Here is an 18,008-nt window from a genome sequence, read left to right as displayed (position 1 = left end):
TCGCCGAGGCGATTGCCCCGCGCTTTCGCTGACGCCAGGCACAGGGTAAGGCCAAAGCCAACCCCTGTGGCGAGGGAGCTTGCTCCCGCTCGGGTGCGCAGCAGCCGTCGCTTTTTGGGGGCCGCTGCGCTGCCCAGCGGGAGCAAGCTCCCTCGCCACAGGTGCCTTGCCACAGACTTTCGCCACTGGGCGGGTCAGGCCGGCTGATGGCTGGTCACGCAGTGGATGCCGCCGCCCCCGGCGGCGATGGCGTCGATGTTGAGCTGCACCACCTCGCGCTCCGGATACAGCTGCCTGAGCAGGTCCAGGGCCTTCTTGTCGGCCGCCTTGTCGCCGAACTCCGGGGCGATGACCGCGCCGTTGATCACGAAATAGTTGATGTAGCCGGCGGCGAAGTCCGGGTTGCCCTTGTTGAACTTGCTGCTGCGCGGATTGAGCGGCGGCGACACGGTGTGGATCTGCAGCGGACGGCCGTCGGCATCGGTGGCCTTCTTGAGGATCTCCAGGTGCGCCAGGGTGACCTTGTGGTCGTAGGACTGCGGGTCGGTGTCGAGGTTGGCGATCACCACGCCGGGCTTGACGAAGCGCGCATAGAAATCGACGTGGGCATCGGTGATGTCCTTGCCCTTGATGCCCGGCAGCCAGATGATCTTGCGCAGCCCCAGCCGCGCCTTCAGTTCCGCCTCGACCTGTGCGCGGCTCCAGCCGGGGTTGCGGTTGGCGTTGACCCAGCAGCTCTCGGTCATGATCGCGGTGCCGTGGCCGTCCACCTCGATGCCGCCGCCCTCGCCCACCAGTTCGCTGCGGATGTAGGTCGCCTGGGCCTCGTCGGCGACCCGCCGGGCGACCTTCGCGTCCTTGGCGTGCTGCTGCTTGTTGCCCCAGCCGCTGAAGTTGAAGTCCACGGCGCCCAGCCCGTTCTTGTCGTCGACGACGAAGTTGGCGCTGATGTCGCGCATCCAGATGTCGTCCAGGGCCGCGGTCACATAGGTGACGTTGGCGGTGCCGCAGAATTCCTCGGCCAGGCTGCGCTCGCCCGGACGGCAGTAGACGGTCAGCGGCTCGTAGCGGGCGATGGTGCGGGCGATGCGGCCGAGGGCCTCTTGCACGTCCTCGGTGAAGTCTTCCCAGATCGCGTCCTGGGCGCCGAAGGCGATGAACGCCCGTTCGTGCCGCTCGCCTTCGTCGGGCATGAACCAGCGGCCCTCGGCGGCGGCCAGCACAACGGAGGACGGCAGGCCGAGACCGGCCAAGGCGACGCCGGCACCGGCGACGACGGAAACCTGTTTGATGAACTCGCGACGAGTCGGCATGGGGTTGTTCCTGATGGTTGAAGTTACGGAGCGGTGGCGGTCTTGAATTTGGTCCAGGTGCGCATGCGGGCGCGCATGTCGGCCTGGGGGATGTCCTTGCCGGGGATCAGACGGGCGTAGGTCGCGTCGTCGAGGTAGATGTCCGGGTTGTTGCGCATCGCTGCGTCCACACCGGGCCGGGCCTTGGCGTTGGAGGTCGGGTAGCCGGTGAAATTGCTGATGGCGGCCATGTTCTCCGGGCGCATCACGAAGTTGATGAACGCGTAGGCGTACTCCGGGTGCTTGGCGTCCACCGGGATGGCCATGGTGTCCATCCACACCGTGGTGCCTTCGCGGGGCACGCGGTACTGGAAGGTGTTGGCCTTGCCGGCGGTGTCGGCGGTGCGCTGGGCCTGGGTCATGTCGCCGCTGTAGCCCAGCGACAGGCACAGGTTGCCGTTGACCAGGTCGGTCACCGGCTGCGACTGGAACTTGCGGATGTGCGGCCGCAGCTTGAGCAGCAGGTCACTGGCCGCCGCCAGGTCTTCGCGTTTGGCGCTGCGTGGGTCGCGGCCCAGGTAGTTGAGCACCACCGCCAACACTTCGTCGGGCGAATCGATCATCGAGATCCCGCAATCGGCGAACTTGCCGGCCAGTTCCGGCTTGAACAGCATGTCCAGGCTGTTGACCGGCGCATCGGGCATGCGCTGCCGGATCTGCTGCTCGTTGTAGGTCAGGCCGATGGTGCCCCAGGTGTAGGGCACCGTAGCCTTGTTCGAATGCTCGTAGCGGCTGCGCAGTTTCTGCAGGCCCGGCTCGACGTCCCCCATCGCGGTGATTTTCGACGGATCCAGCGGCAGCAGGCTGCCGGCGCGCATCAGGCGCTCGGCCACGGTGTCGCCGGGGAAGATCAGGTCGTAGCCGCTGCCGCCGGCCAGCATCTTGGCCTCCAGGGTTTCGCTGCCGTCCATCACATCGTAGATCACCTTGATCCCGGTCTCGGCGGTGAACCGGCTCAGGGTGTCTTCGGCGAAATAGTCGGCCCAGTTGTACAGGCGCAGGGTCTTGTCTTCGGCGTGGGCCGCCGGCACCGCGCCGGCCAGCGTCAGGCACAGCGCGGCGGGCAGCCACTTGTTGAGTGCAGGCATATCAGACTCCTTGAGGATTCCAGCGTGCGTGAAGGTGACGGCCGTCCTGGCTGAGCAACGCGCCGTACATCTCCGGACGGCGGTCGCGGTAGATCCCCCAGCTCAGGCGCTCCTCGCGCATGGCCGCAAGGTCCAACGTGCGCTGCAGCACACCGGTGCTGTCGCGGTCGGCCTCGGCCAGCAGCTTGCCTTTGTGGTCGCTGATGAACGACGAGCCGTAGAAGCTCATCTGCAAGTCCGCATCGGTGGTCGCCGTTTCCCGGCCCACCCGGTTGGAAGCCACCACCGGCAGCAGGTTGGCGGCGGCGTGGCCGCGCATGGTCATCTGCCAGTGGTCGCGCGAATCCAGGTCCGCGCAGCCGGGCTCCGAGCCGATGGCGGTCGGGAACAGCAGCGCCTCGGCCCCCATCAGCGCCAGGCTGCGGGCGGTCTCCGGGAACCACTGGTCCCAGCAGATGCCCACGCCGAGGCGGCCGAACGCGGTGTCCCAGACCCGGAAACCGGTGTCGCCGGGGCTGAAGTACTCCTTCTCCTGATAGCCGATGGCGTTGGGGATGTGGGTCTTGCGGTACACGCCCAGCAGGCGCCCGTCGGCATCGGCCACGCTCAGGGAATTGAAGTACGCGTTGCCGGCCTTCTCGTACCAGCTCAGCGGCAGCACCACGCCCAGTTCACGGGCCAGGGCGGCGAACCGCGCAAGCACCCGGCTGTCGCGGTATTCCTCGGCCAGCGCCATGTGCTCGTGGCGCTGTTCGATGCAGAAGTACGGCGTGGCGAACAGTTCCTGCAACAGGATGACCTGCGCCCCCTGGGCCGCCGCCTCACGCACCAGGCGTTCGGCTTCGTCCAGGTTGGCGGCAAGATCCCAGCTGCACGGCATCTGCGTGGCGGCGATCGTCAGCGTCGTCATGGCTCAACCCTCCAGCGGCCAGGCCGGCTGCTGCTGGGTGATGCAATGCACCCCGCCGCCGCCATGGGCCAGACGGTTGATGCGCACCGGCACCACTTCGCGGCCGGGGAACGCCCGGGCCAGGGTCTGCGCCGCCACGTCGTCGGCCGCGATGCCGTAGGCCGGCATGATCACCGCGCCGTTGGCGAGGTAGAAGTTGGTGTACGAGGCGCAGAACACTTCGGCTTCGGGATCCACGGCGTCGCTGGCTTCGAACAGCTCGATCAGCTCGAACTTGCGCCCCTTGGCATCGGTGGCCAATTCCAGCGCACGGCGGTTCTCCCGCGCCACGTCGGCGTAGACCGAGCTGCGGTCATGGGTGGCGTCCACCAGCAGCACGCCAGGACGGGCGAATGCGCACACGCCGTCGACGTGGCCGTCGGTCATGTCGCCGGTCACATAGTCCGGATCCCCCGGCAGCCAGATGGTTTTGGTCACGCCCAGCAGGCGGGCGAAGATCTCTTCCATCTCGGCCTTGCTCACGCCCGGGTTGCGGTTGGGGTTGAGCAGCACCGATTCGGTGGTGATCAACGTGCCCTCGCCGTCCACATGGATCGCGCCGCCCTCGTTGCTCAGCGGCGTGCCGAAGCACTCGCCGCCCAGGAGGTTGAGCACGCGCCGGGCCAGGCTTTCGTCCAGGTCGTGGGCCGACTTGCCGCCCCAGGCGTTGAACCGCCAGCTCACCCCGGCCAAGCCGTGCTGCGGATGGCAAACGAAGCTCGGGCCGGAATCGCGGCACCAGCTGTCGTTGACCGCCAGCGGGATCAGCTCGATGTTCGGCCCGCACAGGGCCTTGGCGCTGGCGACAGCAGAAGGATCGACCACCATTTTCACCGGCTCGAAGCGGGCGATGGCGTTGGCCACCCCGGCGAAATCCTCCTGCACCTGGGCCAGCGTCACGCGCCAGCCCGACTCCCACAGCGCCTGGTTGTGCGGCCAGACCATCCACGTCGCCGCGTGGGGCACCCACTCCGCCGGCATCGTCCAACCGCTGTTGTTGTGTTTGTTCTGCTGCATGGTAAAAAGCCCTTTGTGTTAAGCCATTGTGTTCAGTGAAAAACAGCCTTGGCGGTGATGGCGTGAATGCTAATGGCGCCTTCAAGAGCAAACAAACGATGGATTTAGCGGACAACTGATTAGAGGAACTTATCGATCATGCTCAAACACTGGCCACCGCTCAGCTCCCTGCGCGGCTTCGAAGCGGCCGCCCGGCTGGGCAGTTTCCACAAGGCGGCCGAAGAGCTGAGCCTCACCCAGTCGGCCATCAGCCAGCAGATCCGCAGCCTGGAGGCGTACCTGGAGCAGCCGCTGTTCTTCCGCGCCGGGCGCAGCGTCAGCCTGACCGACGCCGGCCACGACCTGCTCAGCACCACCCAGGCGATGCTCCAGCAACTGGCGGTGGGCATCCGCCGCCTGGGGCAGTACCAGAAACCCAACCAACTGGTGCTCAACACCACGCCAGCCTTCGCCCGGCACTGGCTACTGCCGCGCCTGGGGGATTTCCGCCGGCGCCATCCGCAGGTGGACCTGTGGATCTTCAGCACCGACGAAGTCCCGGACATGACCACCCAGACCATCGACCTGGCGGTGCGCGACGACATCAGCTCCCAGGCCGAATGCAGCTTCCGCGTGCTGCACGCCGACCGCCTGTTCCCGGCCTGCCACCCGAGCCTTTTGGACGTGCCGCCGGCGCAGCGCACCACCCTGCACGGCGAGCGGGAAATGGACTGGAGCCACTGGGCGGTGGAGTCCGGCATCGACGTCGGCCAACAGGCCCAGGGGCTGAACTTCTCCGATCCGGGCCTGCTGCTGGACGCCGCGTGCGGCGGCCTGGGCATCGCCCTGGTCAGCCGCCTGCTCAGCCGCCAGGCCCAGGCCAGCGGGCTGTTGCAGCCCTTGGTGGAGGACACCATCCGCGGGCCGAACTGGGCCCTGCTCACCCATCGCGACAGCGAAAGCTATCCCCTGGCCCGCCGCTTCACCGACTGGCTGCTGGAGCAGTTGGCCGAGCCCGAGCCTGCGCCGGCGTAAAAAAAAGGGCGGCCAAACGGCCGCCCGAAGCGTGTTGCCACGAGAGTCCTAGAGCGTCAGCTGGCGCTGCTCTTCTTCGGTCAATTGCTGCCGGGCGTGATCGTCGAGCACCCCGGCGCCCAGCACCTGCACCGGGCTGTCCGGGTTGTAGCCCGGCGCCGGCGCACGGCTGGCGCCTTCACGGGACGGGGCCAACTGCTCGGAACCGAAGCCCAGCACCTGCACGGTGAACACCGAGGCCTGGTTCTGCCGCGCCGCCGCCTGCTGCTGGCGCGCCACGTCTTCGGCCGCCTGGGTCGCCGACGAGGCCGCCGAACTGGCCGAGGTGATCGCCCCGGTGTTGACCGACGCCACCACCGGCACGCCGCTGGCCTTGCCCTGCACCGCGATGTTGGCGGCGTTGACCACGGTCAGGGCGGCGATGTTGACGTTGCCCGACACCCGGATCCCCGCCTCGCCGGCATCGATGGTGCCCAGCGGCGCGATCAGGTCGATGTCCCCCGGCGCCACTTCGGCGATCGGGTTGAGGGTCGCGATCCCCGCACCGGTGCTCGGCACCGACGGCGACAGGCTGACGTTGCCCCACGTGTCGTAGACCCGTTTGGGCGGCGTATAGACCACGGTGGTCTTCGAGCCCCGGCCGGCGTTGATGTCGCCTTCGGCCGACCAGCCGACGATGGAGCCGCCGAAGGTGGTCATGATCCGGCTCTGGCCGAGCAGGATGCTGCCTTTGGCGTAGAGCTGGATGTCGCCCTGGCCCTGGGTGACGATGCCGGCGGTGGACGGCGGCGCCGCGCCTTCGATGCCGAACACCTGGCCGCCGCCCGGCGTGAGCATCTGGATGCCGCCGCCGAACAGGGTCTTGACCCCGGCGCCGCCGAACAGGGTGATGTCGCCGTCGTAGCGGATCGGGTTGCCGGCCACGTCGGTGCTCGGGAACAGCGCCGCGATGGCGTTGCGGCCGCGCAGGTAGCTGCCCTTGCGCGGGCCGTCGGCGTCGTTGTACTCACGTCCCCCGGCCCGCAGTTCGGCGAAGTACACCTGACGGGCGAAGATCGACTGCTCGACCGCCGGCAGCGCCGCGTAGAAGGCCTGAGCCTGGGCTTCGTTGCCGCTGAAACCGTAGCGCAGGCTGAGCCAGCCGCTCAGCTCGCCCAGGTACGTCTTGGCCACCTTGCCCGGCTGCGCGCTGAGCGACACGTTCGGGTCGGCCAGGTTCTGCCGGTCCAGGTATCGGGCGACGAACCGCGCGTAGTCCGGCCCCTGCGCCCCGGCCCCGGCCTGCAGCACCACGCTGGCGCCCGGACGGCTGTCACCGGCCGCCACCGGCCCGAGGCTGGTGATCGCGGCGCGGTCTTCCATCAGGATGTTGCGCCCGGCGTTGACCTCCAGGGTGCCGGGGCCGGCGATGTCGAAGCCGCTGTAGAGGATGTCGCGCCCGGCCGAGACCCGCGACACGTCCCGCGCATCGCCGTGGATGAACAGGTTGCCGGTGGACGTGATGCTTTCGGTGCCGCGCCCCAGGCCGTCGGCCGGCACGGCGGTCGGCTGGCCGAGGTTGGAGCCGGACGCCACGATGTCGCGCCCCGCCAGCATCCACACCGGCCCCGCCGCTTCGTACCAGGTGCGCCTGGACAGGTCGAAGCTCAGGGTCTCGCCGCTGCGCACGCCCACCAGATCCCCGGTCAGCGCATAGAAACGCGACGGAGCCTGCGCCGCACCGGTGCCCGAATAGGTGTCGGCGCCGAACGCGAACAACGGATAGCGCACGTTCTTGTTCGCCGCCACGCCGTCGCTGCCCCGGTTGGTCATCACCGGCGTGGCGCTGACGTTGTTGCCGAAGCCGTTGAACGCCGGGGCGAACGGCGTGGCGATGGCCGACAGGTTGGCGCCGGAGCGGTTGATCGCATAGCCGCCGGCGTAGATCGAGTCCCCCGCCAGCAGTTCCAGTTGCCCGGCGTTCGACGGCGCCAGCAGCAGCGAATAGCCCTTGAGCGGGTACAGGCCGCCCACCGAACCGTAGGCCGCCGAAGGGCCGGCGTAGATCGAGCCCTGGCCGGCCACCGCGCGCAGGACCGACGGAAACACGAAGCGCCCGTCGGTCGGCGAACTGTTGCTGCCTTCCACCGGCAGCGACGAGGTGGCGACGATCTCCGCCATCTGCGTGCTCGGGGTGAGGTTGCCGCCGGCCGCGAACAGGTCGATGGCGGTGTGGTCGGTCCACAGCGAGAACCCGCTCAGGCCGCCGCCGGCGTGCCCGGTGCCGTCCGCCGCGGTGAACGGCGTGGAGTTCTGCAGGCGCACCCGGCCCGGATCGGCCGCGCCGCCGAGCACCAGGTCGCCGCGGGTGTTGATGCGCATGCCGGAGTCGCCGGGGATCAGCACCAGGCCGCCGGAGGCGCTGCCCAGGGTCGAGGTGAACAGGTCGAACGGACGGGTCTCGCGCGGGTCCTGCTGGAACGGCGCGGAACCGTACTGCAGGTTGATCCCGCCCACCGCGCCGCCGCTCAGTTGCGCGGCGCCGCGCAGGTTGATCAGCGCGCCTTGCAGGTCATGCTGCGGGGCGGCGGTGCCGCTCTGCCCTGCCCGTGCGGCCAGCGACGGGTTGAGCGCGCCACCGATGCGGATGTCCATGTCGCCGCCGCCGGTCAATTGCAGACGGCCGTCGCTGCCCACCCGCCCGGTGCTGCCCACCGCCACCACCAGCCCTTGGCCCCGCGGGTACAGGTTGGTGTTGCCGCTGCCGCCCATGGCCTTGAGCTGCCCGCCGTCGGCGCCGGCGCGCAGGCTGATGTTGCCGCCGCCCAGGGTGCCGAAGCCGGTGAAGCCGACCAGATAGGCGCCGGTGTCGACGCTCTGGTCCGGCAACGGCTGGGTCGCGTAGCTGCCGAAGTTGATCCACCACGCGGTCGGCACGTCCGCGTTGCCGGTGCCCTGGCGCCACAGCCAGTTGCCGACGGCCACGCTCGGCACCTGCTCGCGGGTTTCGATGTTCTGCGAAAGGCCGCGGCGCCCGAGCACGTCGCCGGACACCGAACCGCCTGCGCCGACCGTCAGGTTGCCGCCCAATTGCGGGTACCAGGCCTGGTACAGGCTGTCGCGGCCGCCGTCGACCCACTTCTCGTAGTCGCCGTCGGCGCTGCCCAGCACCGAGCCGTTGTCCGACAGGCGCCCGCGCGGCTGGTTGAAGCGCGGATCGACGTCGGCCGACTGGGTGCCGGCGGTGTACACGCCGAACGGCGACGCCATGCTCAGGTCGCCGGCCGCCAGCACGTCCAGGTCGCCGGTGCCGGTGCGCAGCACGCTGAACATCTGGGTGCGGGTCTTCACGGTGACGCCCGGCTTGTTTTCCACGCACAGCTCCGGGAACGCGCCGCACCAGGCCAGCACTTCGTCGTCGGTCATCGGCGCGTTGTCCGGCATGCCCATCCAGTTGCCCGGCGCCCAGCGCCAGCGCGGCGCCGGCACGCAGGAGTTGGGTGCCCAGTCGCACCAGTCCTTGAGCTCGTCGGGCACCGGATCCCCCGGCGTGAAGCCGCCCAGGTTGCCGTCGCCCCACACCAGCGTCGGCGGTTTCTCGGTGACTTTCATCCCGTAATGGGTGTCGGCCAGGCGCAGGTGCCCGTCGCTGGCCATCGGCTTGACCGCACGGGTGTCGGCGGCGCCGAGGTCGGCGCCGGCCACCACCCGCATCGACCATGACGCGCTGCCCGACGGCAGCAGGCTGGCCACCGCCCAGTTGCGGCCTTGCGTAGTGCCGCTCAACGGCCGCAGTTCGATGAACGCCGTGCCGTCGGCCAACGCCACATCGGTCATGGACGGGATCAGCGAGCCGCGCAGCAACGCCAGCGACCCACTCAGGCGCACGCCCTTGACGGTCTGGGCATCGCCTTCGACGCTGCCCGGCAACGGCACGCCCTTGGGCCAGGTCAGGCCCAGCAGCGCCGTGTTGCCGTTGAGGCGGATGCCGGCGCCCAGGCGACTGCCGGCCGGCACGGTCACGCTGTCGCCCAGCAAGGTGCCGGCGGCGTACAGCAGGTTGCCCGAGCCGTCGTGCACCGCGCCGGCCAGCACCGTGCCGGCGGCGAAGGTGTACGGCGCCGCCAGGGTGCCCTGGGTCGGCAGCAGCGTGCCGGCGGCCAGGGTCGCGGCCTGCAGCGGCACGTCGTAGTTCAGGGTGGCGCCCGCCGGGAACCGTGTGCCTTCGGCCAGGGTCACGCCGGCGCCGGGCACGATCAGGTCGCCGCCGAACGGCTGGATGCCCGGCAGCAGTTTCCAGCCGGCGTCGTCCACGGTTTCCGGCGGCGGCGCAAAGCCGTCGTTGAGGCTGCCGTACACGTCGAGGTTGCCGCCGGCACGGATCGCCAGGCTGCCCGCCTCGCCGGAGCCGTACACCGAGGTCTTCTGCGTGTGCGGATTGAGGCTGGCGTAGCGGTAGCCCGACAGGTCGATGTCGCCCTGCACCACCAGATCGCCGTCGGCGGTCTTGCTGGCGATCTCGACGCCGGGGCGCAGGTGCAACGCATCGCTGTAGGCGCGGCTGCGCAGGCCCGCGAGCTTGCGTTGCAGCAGGTCGCCGTTGGCCAGCGCGGCATCGATGAACGCGCTGCTGTCGCCGTGGATCCGGTTCAGGTAGGCCTGATCGATCACCTGGTAAGGACGGCCGCTGGCCGCCGGGTCGCTGCCGTCGGCGGCATCGGTGTAGCGCCGCACGGCGTTGAGCCCGATGGAACGCGCGCCCTGGATGTCCAGCGCACCGCGGGCGTCGATGGCGATGTCGTTGGCGCCCAGGCGCGGCGCGTACAGCTCCAGGGTGCCGCGCAACCGGCCGTCATGCTGGCCCGGCAAGGTGCCGGTCACGGCGTCGGTGCCGTGGCGCAGGTCGATCCGTGCGACCGAAGCCAGGGTCAGTTGCCCGTCGCCGGCGTTGAGTTCGACCGTCGCCCGGTTCGGCGCGTCGATGATCTGGCCGTAGCTGTCCACCCGCAGCACCCGGCCATGGGCGTCAAGCATCCCGTTGCCGGCCAGGGTCAGGCCCTGCTTGCCCGCCAGGCGAATGCTGCCGACCCGCTCGCCGCTGGCGTCGATCAGCCCGGCGACCGTCAGGCTGCCGTTGTCCACCGACACGTTGACCTCGCCGGCCTTGAGCCCGTCACCGATCACCAGGCTCCCCTGCTTGAGCTGGAAGCTGCGGCTGCCGAACACCTGCCCGGCGTTCAGGCGCCCGTTGAGCGCGGCGAACTGCTCGTTGAGGTCACCGCCCAGGCGCTGGGCGCGGATGTCCACCCCGGCGGCCTTGTACGGCACCCACGTGCCGCCGGCATCGTAACGCCCGCTGGCGGCGCCGAGGATCTGCCCTTGCAGATCGACCATCCCCGCGCCCGCCCCCAGGGCGACCGCGCTGAGGGTGCCGGCCTGGTTGTTCTGCGCCGACAGGTCGATGCGCGAGCCGGACGCCTGGCGGATCGAGCCGTTGGCGCTGTGCAGCACCACGTCGCCACCCCAGCTGTACTTGTTCACGTCGTTGAACGGCAGCGTGCGCCCGGCCACGTCCAGCAGCGCGCCGGCGGCCAGGGTCAGGTCCCGTTCGGCCTTGACCGTCAGCTTGCCGCTGGCCAGGGCGATGCGGCTGTCGAGCAGCACGTCGCGGGCATCCAGGGTCAGCTCCGCGCCCAGTGCATCGGCCCGCGAAGAGCCACCGCCGCCGCCGAGGGTGAGGCGTTCGCCGGCCCTGAGCCGGTTGACCGATGCCGCCTCGCCGGTCAGCAGCGGCGTGCGCAGGTTCAGGTTGCCGCCGCTGTAGGCGTAGCCCTTGACCGGATCGTAAGCGCCCTGGGCCTGGTACACCGACAGGCTGCCCTTGTGGTTGGCGGTGATGCGCTCGCTGGCGCTGAGGTTGACGTTGGCGAAGCCCAGCGCCAGCCGGTCGTTCTGCGCCTGGCCGCTCGGCTGCGCATAGGCGCCGTAGCCGAATTCGATGCGCTGCGCCTGAATGTCCAGGGTGCCGCGGCCGGTGCCCGCGCCGCCGGCGACCACCGCGCCGGGCGCCTGGGTGGCGCCGTTCCAGATCAGGTTGGCGGTGCGCAGGGTCGCGACATCGCCCGCCTCGCCCAGGCCGTAGACCGCCGGCGTGGACAGCATAAAGTTCTTGAGCTTGCTCTGGCCGGTCACGGGGTCGAGCGTGTCGAGGGTGACGCTGCCGTAGAAGTTGAACGCGTCGCGGGTGGTCAGGTTCAGGGTTTCCAGGGCCGGCGCACCGAATTGCGTGTCGCCGCGCAACAGGCGGTCGAGCACCGGCTGGTTCAGGGTCAGGCCGGTCGGCACCTTGGCGCCGGCCTGGGCGAGCGCCTCGGCGCTGCCGGCGTTCACCGCGCCCACCGCCAGCGACAGCTGCCGGGTGCCGAAGCGCACCGCCTCGCCCAGTTCGAATTGCTTGTCGGTGGCGGCGGTGATGCTGCCTTGGGAATACAGCAGCGCCGGTTCGGCACAGGCCGCCGTGGCGCAGGTGCCGATGCGGATGCTGCCGGAGGACGTGCTGCCGTTGCCCAGCGCCGGCGCCAGCACGTTGTTCCAGCCGTTGGACACCACCAGCAGGCTCGCGGCCCCCGGCTGGTAGACAAAGCCTTGGGTGGAGTCGTAAGGCACGCCGCCCTGGCTCAGGGTGTTGATGCCGGCCCCCGCCTCGACCGTGATCGCGCCGCTGCCCGAGTTGCTCCACAGCATGACCTCCGGCGCCGAGAGCATCGCGCCTTCGCGCAGGGTGACGCTGCGGGTGTTGCCCTTGAAATCGACGATGTTGCCCGCCGTCACGTAGTCCACCGTGGGCGTCGCGCCGATGGCCAGGCGCCCGGCGCCGAGCCGGTTGAGGGTGTCGGCATACAGCGAAACCCCGCTGAAGCCGTCGCTGCGCGAGCGCCCGGCGCCGAGGATCTCGATGTCCGCCGCGCTGCTGCCGCGCACCACCGCCGAGCCGGCCATGCCGCCCGGGGCCGCGGCGAACAGCACCCGGCCGTTGAAGTCCAGGGCGATGTCGTGGCGCCCGCCGTCGGTGAGGAACAGGTTGAGCGACCGGGCATCGGCCGGCGCCAACGCATGGGGCACGCCGCGCCGGGCGGCGTCGCTGCGGATGAACTCGGCAAAGCCGGTTTCGTTGTACTGCGAGTAACGGCGCACCACGTCCGCCGGGGTCAGGAACACCTGACGGGCGACGCTGTCGCGCAGCCCGGTGTTGGCCACCGACATCAGGCCGGGCGCCGTCCACGAACCGTTGCGCATCGCCAGCGCGCCGCTCACCGCGCCCGCCGTGGCCTGCCCGTTGACCTCGACCCGGAATGCGCCGGGCAACAGGGCAAAGGTCGACGGCAGCAAGGTGTAGGTGCCCGCCGCCAACCCCGGCACGCCGGCGCCGATCGTGATCTGCTGGCCGATCCGAGGGTCCGCCGCGCCCGCCTCGGCGAGCATCGGCGCGTAGGTGCTCTGGTTGCCCGGCACGATCGCGTACACCGGGTTGCTCGCCAGCCCCGGCAGGCTGAAGGTGCCGTCGGCGGCGTTGCGCACCAACGGGTTGAACCGCGCATCGGTGGAGCCGCCGCGCCCGGAGACGAAACCGGCGCCGCGCAGGTCGCCGCCGCCGGACAGGTCGATCAGCGCGCCGTTCTGCACATCGACGTACTGCGAGCGCAGCGTCACCCCGGCCGTGTCGCCGCTGATGCCGTTGAGCAGCACCGGCTTGCCGTTGTAGCGGTAGTCGATCCCGTCGGTGGTGCCGCCGTACGGCATCACCAGCCCGGCGCCGCTGACCGACGTCACGCTGCCGGGCAGCAGGCGCACTTCCCGGGTCTGGGTCAGCAGGTCGTCGCCCAGGGTGATCATCCCCAACGGCGCCCGCAGGACGCCGCCCTGCTCGATGTGCCCGGCGAACAGGTTCAGCTGGCCGAACACCGAATAGGGCAAGGCCTGCGGCGCCGCACCCTTGCCGCTGATGCGCAGCGTCCGGCCAGGCCCGGCATCGGCGCCGGCGCGCTGGAAGCCGACGCGCACGTCCGCCGTCACGCCGCTGGCCGGGTAGACCTGCGCCGCGCCGAGGTTCAGGTCGCCCGGTGTCCACAACTGGGTCTTGGTCTTGCTGTCGGTCGGCGCGAGGAAACGCAGGTCGCCGCGGCTGTCCAGCGCGACCTGGTCGAAGCCCCGGCGACCGGCGGCCGCCGCCGGCGCGCCGTGCTGCAGGATCGAACCGCTGGCGCCGAACGACAGGCTGTTGGCCACGTCCAGCAGATCGGCGCTGGCGCGAAAGCGGGCCGCCGACAGCGACACCGGCAACTGCGAGGAGGCGGTGTTCTGGATCAGCGGCCGGATGACGCCGACGTTGGTGAAGTACTGGCCCATCCCCGACAGGCGCAGGTACGGCGCCGCCAGGTTGACCTGCGCGGTGTCCTTGCCCTGCTCGCTCAGCGACAGCACGCCGGCATACAGGCTCAGGCTCTGGCCCATGCGCAGGTCGACATCGCCGTCGAACGACAGGAAGCCGTTGCTCATCAGGCTGAGGCTGTCGAAGCCGCCCGCCATCAGACGCTCGGCGCTAAGCCGCGCCTGGCCGTAGCGCAACGGCGCCGAAGCGTCGGTCGGCTGCGCGGTCTGGCCGATGACCATTTCCCGTGGCTTGCGCACTTCGTTGCCGGCGCTGTCCTGGTACAGCGGCGAGTCCAGCACCACTTCCAGTTGCCCGCCCGCCGCCCCGGCGCCACCGGCCGCCGCGTGCAGGCGGCCCTCGATGGACAGGCCGTTGTAGGCACTCAACGCGATGCGCCCGCCGTCGCTGGCGATCCGGGTCGGGCCCTGCCCGGCGATGTCCAGCGTGGCCTCGGTGCCGGAGGCCTCCAGCCGTGCCCCCTCGCGCACGATCACGAAGGCGTCGGCGGACGTGGCCGTGGCCTTCTTCGCGTCGATCTCGCCGCCGACGATGATGCTGCCGCCGCGCCCGACCTGCCCGTAGACCCGCCCGAGGGCGTCCACCGCCGTGTCGGCCCGGCCCGCCACGTCGAGCACGGCGTGCTCACCGATGAGGATCGAACGCTGATGGGCGTTCGGGTCGGCGGTCTGGTCGGACGTCGCAGGGTCGATGGCCGCGAACTGCTGCTGACGGATATCGAGGGTGCCGCCCCAGGCGTTGAGCTCACCGTCGATTGTGATCTGCCCCGGCCCGCGCAGGCTGATGCGCTGACCCGGATCGACGCTGATCCGCGAGCCCTGCCCCAGCACCAGCGGGCTGTTGGCCGGGTCGATCAGGCTGCGCAGGCTGGCCCCGGCCTGGAGCGACAGGCTGGCCCCGGCGCGCTGGGTCAGGCGGCCCTGGGTCGGGCTTTCCTGGAACAGCGTCGGCGTCCATACCTGCATCGCCGTGTCGGGGTCGACGCCGCTGGGCCGGTCGGCCGCCGCATCGGCGAACCGATAGACCGGCATCGTCACATCGAGGGCGGTGCCTTCGGCGACCGTCAGCCCGTTCAGGCCGATCAGGCTGTAGGCGGAGAAGCCTTTGCCGAACAGCGCCGGCGTCAGGTGCAGGGTGTCGGCCGCCGGCGCTCCGGCGTTCTGGCCGACCGTGATCTTGCCGGCCTGCACCGTCAGGCTGCCGCCGCCGGTGACGCCGTAGCCGCGCACGTCGCCGTCGAAAATCAGCCGGGAATCGCCGGGGGCGGAAATGGCGCTGGACTCCAGCGTCACGTCGCCGCCCTTGCCGCCCCGGGTCTTGCCGTTGGCCAGCACCGCGCCGCCGGACGACACGTCCAGCAGGCTGCCGGCGGCGACCCGGATGTCGCCGCTGCTGCGGATCGACACCGAACCGCCGTTGAGGTACGCCAGGCTGGCGGAGTCCTCGGGGTCGCTGCGCAGGTTGCTCCACAGACCACGGGTGTCCAGGCGCACGCCCTGGGCGATGTCCACCACCGTGGGCTGGCCGGCCGGCGCGGCGATGCGGGTGTCCGCACGCTTGTCGGTGTTGAGTTGGTTGAGCACGTTGCCCAGGTTCAGGCTGCCGCCCCGGGCGGTGAGGTCCGCGCCGACCTGCACCTGCGGCCCGTACAGGGTGATGTCGCCGCCGGCGTCGACGGTCAGCGCGCGGTTGATGTCGATCCGTTCCTTGGCCGCGACCTTCAGCGCACCCAGCCGCCAGCCGTTGAGGGTGTCGGCGTCCAGCGTCAGCGAGCCGCTGCGCTCGGCGGGCACGGCGCCGGCCAGATCCGTCGTGGCGCCGGAGCCGCCGCTGCCGATCTGCACCCGGTCCATCAACGGATTGAGGCCGTACAGCAGGCCGCCGGCCGCCGCCACGTAGGCCGGGTCGTAGCTGCCGACGATCAGTTGCGCGCGCCGGGCCAGTGCGGTCTGGCTCTGCTCGTAGCCGTCCAGCGCCGCGCGCGGGGCCTGGGTCTGGCGCTCGCCCTGGAAGGTTTCGCCGAGCAGTTGGCCGCCCAGCGCTGCGCTGCGGGTGCCGATCACCAGTTGCCCGGCGTCGCGGCCCACGGTGTAGCCCGATTCGAAACGTTTGTTCGGCGCGATCAGCGGGTTGTAGTAAACGCGGGTCTGCCCCCAGCGTTCGCTGTGGTCTTCATAGCCCTTGTACAGCCCGGTGTAGAGCAGATCCCCCGGCGCCCGCGAGACCTCGTACAGGCGCCCGTCCGCGCCGCGCAGCCAGCTCTGGCGGATCTCGCCGCTCTGCACGTCCAAGGTGCCGCCGGACAGGTTGATCAGTGAGCCCCGCTCGGTGACCACGTCGTTGCCGGCGAAGCTCACGGTGCCGCCCTGGGCCATCCATTCGCCGATGCCGTGGACGCGGGTACCGAGGTAGCCGCCGACCTCCAGCAGGCCGCCGGCGGTGTACCAGCGGTCGGTGGCGTAGCCGTGGGTGCCGGCGGGCACGTACACCAGCTCACGCACATCGACCCACACGTCGTTGCTGCTGAGCGCGCCTTTCTCGCGGTTGACCGACGCATCGCGCTGCTCGTTGCCCTGGACGTTGATCTTGATGCTGTTGGACGCCATCGCCACCTTCACGCCGACGGCGCCGGACACGTCGATCAGCGCACCGTCGCGCACCACGCTGCGGCGCTGGGCCGCCACCGCGACCTGGCCGCCGGTGGCGAGGGTGATCGAGCCGCTCTGGAACTCGACGCTGCCGCCGCTCTGGATGTCGATGCGCGACTGGTCGCTGCGGATCCGGTTGTTGGCGTTGACCCCGGTCAGAGCGGCCTGGTGCTGGCTGTCCAGCGCGGTGAGGTCGCCGCCGTCGAGCAGGATCGCCGTGGCGCTGCCCTGGCCGAGGGTGACGCTGCCGGTGGCGTCGCCCGCCGGGTTGAGCAGGTGAACCGTGCCACGGGTGGCCACCGAGGTGCTGGACAGCGCCACGCCGTTCTGCACCACCTCGTGGCCGGTCAGGGTGATGTCGCCGGTGACCGCCTGGATCAGGCCGTTGTTGCTGACCTTGCCGGCGCTGGCGCCGGCCTTGAAGCCCGGCGTGACTTCGTTGCCGAACGTGGTGGAGAACACGTTGCCTTCGGTGCCCGCGCCCTTGCGGATGTAAAAGCGGTCGCCGGCGCCGAGCACGGTCTGGCCCTTGGCGGTGGCGATGCGGCCGTCGTTCTGCACTTCGTTGCCGAGCAGCAGCACATAGCCGCCGGCGGCGGTGGAGGTCGCAGGCTGGTGGGTCTCGATGGACGCGCCCCGCTCCACCAACACCTTGCCGGCGGCGTCGGTGAAGGTCGCCTGGCTGCCGCTGCTGTCGACGTACAGGCCACGGTCGCGGAACTGGCTGTCGCTGATCGTCGCGGCGGCGGTCACCAGGTTGCGCACGTTGACCTGGCTTGAGCCGCTGAAGACGACACCGTTGCGGTTGATCAGCATCACCGTGCCGTCGCCCTTGATCGCGCCCTGGATCTGGCTCGGCCGCGCCGCCGGATCGTTCACCCGGTTGAGCACCGCCCAGTCCGCCTGCTGGGCGAACTCGACCGTGGTGTTGCGGCCGACGTTGAAGGTTTCCCAATTGAGGATCGCCTTGTCGGCGGTCTGCTCGATCTTCACCGTGGTCTTGCCGTCGGCCTGGGACTGCTGCGGGCCTTTGGCGTTCTGCCAACCCTGGGCCAGGCTGTTGTCGACCTTCAGCCCGCCCTCGCCGAGCCCGTCCGGCACCCACTGCACCGAGCCCAGCGCCGCGGCGCGCCCGGCGGCCTGGGCGGCCTGCTGTGCGGCAATCGCGGCGACGGTGTTGTTCAGCGTCTGCAACGAACGCTGCAACTGCTGGTTGGCCCGCTGCTGCTGGGCCAGCGGCGGCGTCATCCCCGGCGGTCCGCCGACGGTGCCCCGTGCGGCGGCGTTCTGCTGCGCCGCGCCCTTGGCCGCGAACCAGCCGGAGCTGAACGCGGTCGCCGCCTCGGCGCTGCCCGCCACCAGGCACAGCGCGACCGCGTGCGCCAACGGTTTGAGCAACCACAGGCTCGGCTGCGCAGCGGCATGCGGGCGGGACGGGGCAACGTTACGGCGACGGGACGGGCGAGCGGGCATCACTGCGAAATCCTTTTTTTGTCTGGCGCATTTGTCTGG

Annotated in this window: 6 protein-coding genes; 1 reads left to right on the top strand and 5 read right to left on the bottom strand. The window is 70.4% G+C overall.

Features of this window, described 5'->3' with window-relative positions:
- Window positions 1-194: 194 nt before the first annotated feature.
- From ACIP0B_RS20970 to ACIP0B_RS20955, 4 genes are read right to left on the bottom strand one after another with little or no spacing between them, the layout of a single operon-like run.
- Entirely contained in the window at window positions 195-1,313 is a 1,119-nt protein-coding gene (locus ACIP0B_RS20970) for an agmatine/peptidylarginine deiminase (protein WP_400835652.1), read from the bottom strand.
- Between the two features lie 23 nt (window positions 1,314-1,336).
- Entirely contained in the window at window positions 1,337-2,440 is a 1,104-nt protein-coding gene (locus ACIP0B_RS20965) for an extracellular solute-binding protein (protein WP_400835650.1), read from the bottom strand.
- 1 nt (window position 2,441) lies between these two features.
- Window positions 2,442-3,350, bottom strand: coding sequence for an N-carbamoylputrescine amidase (gene aguB / locus ACIP0B_RS20960; protein WP_400835648.1), 909 nt, complete (start codon window positions 3,348-3,350; stop codon window positions 2,442-2,444).
- Window positions 3,351-3,353: 3 nt separating this feature from the next.
- Complete coding sequence (locus tag ACIP0B_RS20955; protein ID WP_400835646.1) at window positions 3,354-4,406, bottom strand: agmatine/peptidylarginine deiminase; 1,053 nt, start codon at window positions 4,404-4,406, stop codon at window positions 3,354-3,356.
- Window positions 4,407-4,544: 138 nt separating this feature from the next.
- Here ACIP0B_RS20955 and ACIP0B_RS20950 point away from each other — a divergent pair, with 138 nt between their 5' ends.
- The gene (locus ACIP0B_RS20950; protein ID WP_400835644.1) at window positions 4,545-5,420 is read left to right on the top strand and encodes a LysR substrate-binding domain-containing protein; all 876 of its coding nucleotides are present in this window, start codon (window positions 4,545-4,547) and stop codon (window positions 5,418-5,420) included.
- Between the two features lie 48 nt (window positions 5,421-5,468).
- Here ACIP0B_RS20950 and ACIP0B_RS20945 read toward each other — a convergent pair whose 3' ends face one another.
- Window positions 5,469-17,969: a filamentous haemagglutinin family protein gene (locus ACIP0B_RS20945; RefSeq protein WP_400835642.1), complete on the bottom strand. Its 12,501-nt coding sequence runs from the start codon at window positions 17,967-17,969 to the stop codon at window positions 5,469-5,471.
- Window positions 17,970-18,008 lie beyond the last annotated feature (39 nt).

Origin of the sequence: Pseudomonas sp. NPDC089534, assembly GCF_044749305.1 — a bacterium.
GTDB classification, from domain to species: Bacteria; Pseudomonadota; Gammaproteobacteria; order Pseudomonadales; family Pseudomonadaceae; genus Aquipseudomonas; species Aquipseudomonas ekonensis.
The sequence above is the reverse complement of the archived record's forward strand: the minus strand, read 5'-3'. Positions and strand labels throughout refer to the sequence as shown.

What these genes read in the sequence shown, in the direction of transcription:
- ACIP0B_RS20970 (WP_400835652.1), bottom strand. Translation starts at nt 1,313, where the DNA reads ATGCCGACTCGTCGCGAGTTCATCAAACAGGTTTCCGTCGTCGCCGGT.
- ACIP0B_RS20965 (WP_400835650.1), bottom strand. Translation starts at nt 2,440, where the DNA reads ATGCCTGCACTCAACAAGTGGCTGCCCGCCGCGCTGTGCCTGACGCTG.
- aguB (WP_400835648.1), bottom strand. Translation starts at nt 3,350, where the DNA reads ATGACGACGCTGACGATCGCCGCCACGCAGATGCCGTGCAGCTGGGAT.
- ACIP0B_RS20955 (WP_400835646.1), bottom strand. Translation starts at nt 4,406, where the DNA reads ATGCAGCAGAACAAACACAACAACAGCGGTTGGACGATGCCGGCGGAG.
- ACIP0B_RS20950 (WP_400835644.1), top strand. Translation starts at nt 4,545, where the DNA reads ATGCTCAAACACTGGCCACCGCTCAGCTCCCTGCGCGGCTTCGAAGCG.
- ACIP0B_RS20945 (WP_400835642.1), bottom strand. Translation starts at nt 17,969, where the DNA reads ATGCCCGCTCGCCCGTCCCGTCGCCGTAACGTTGCCCCGTCCCGCCCG.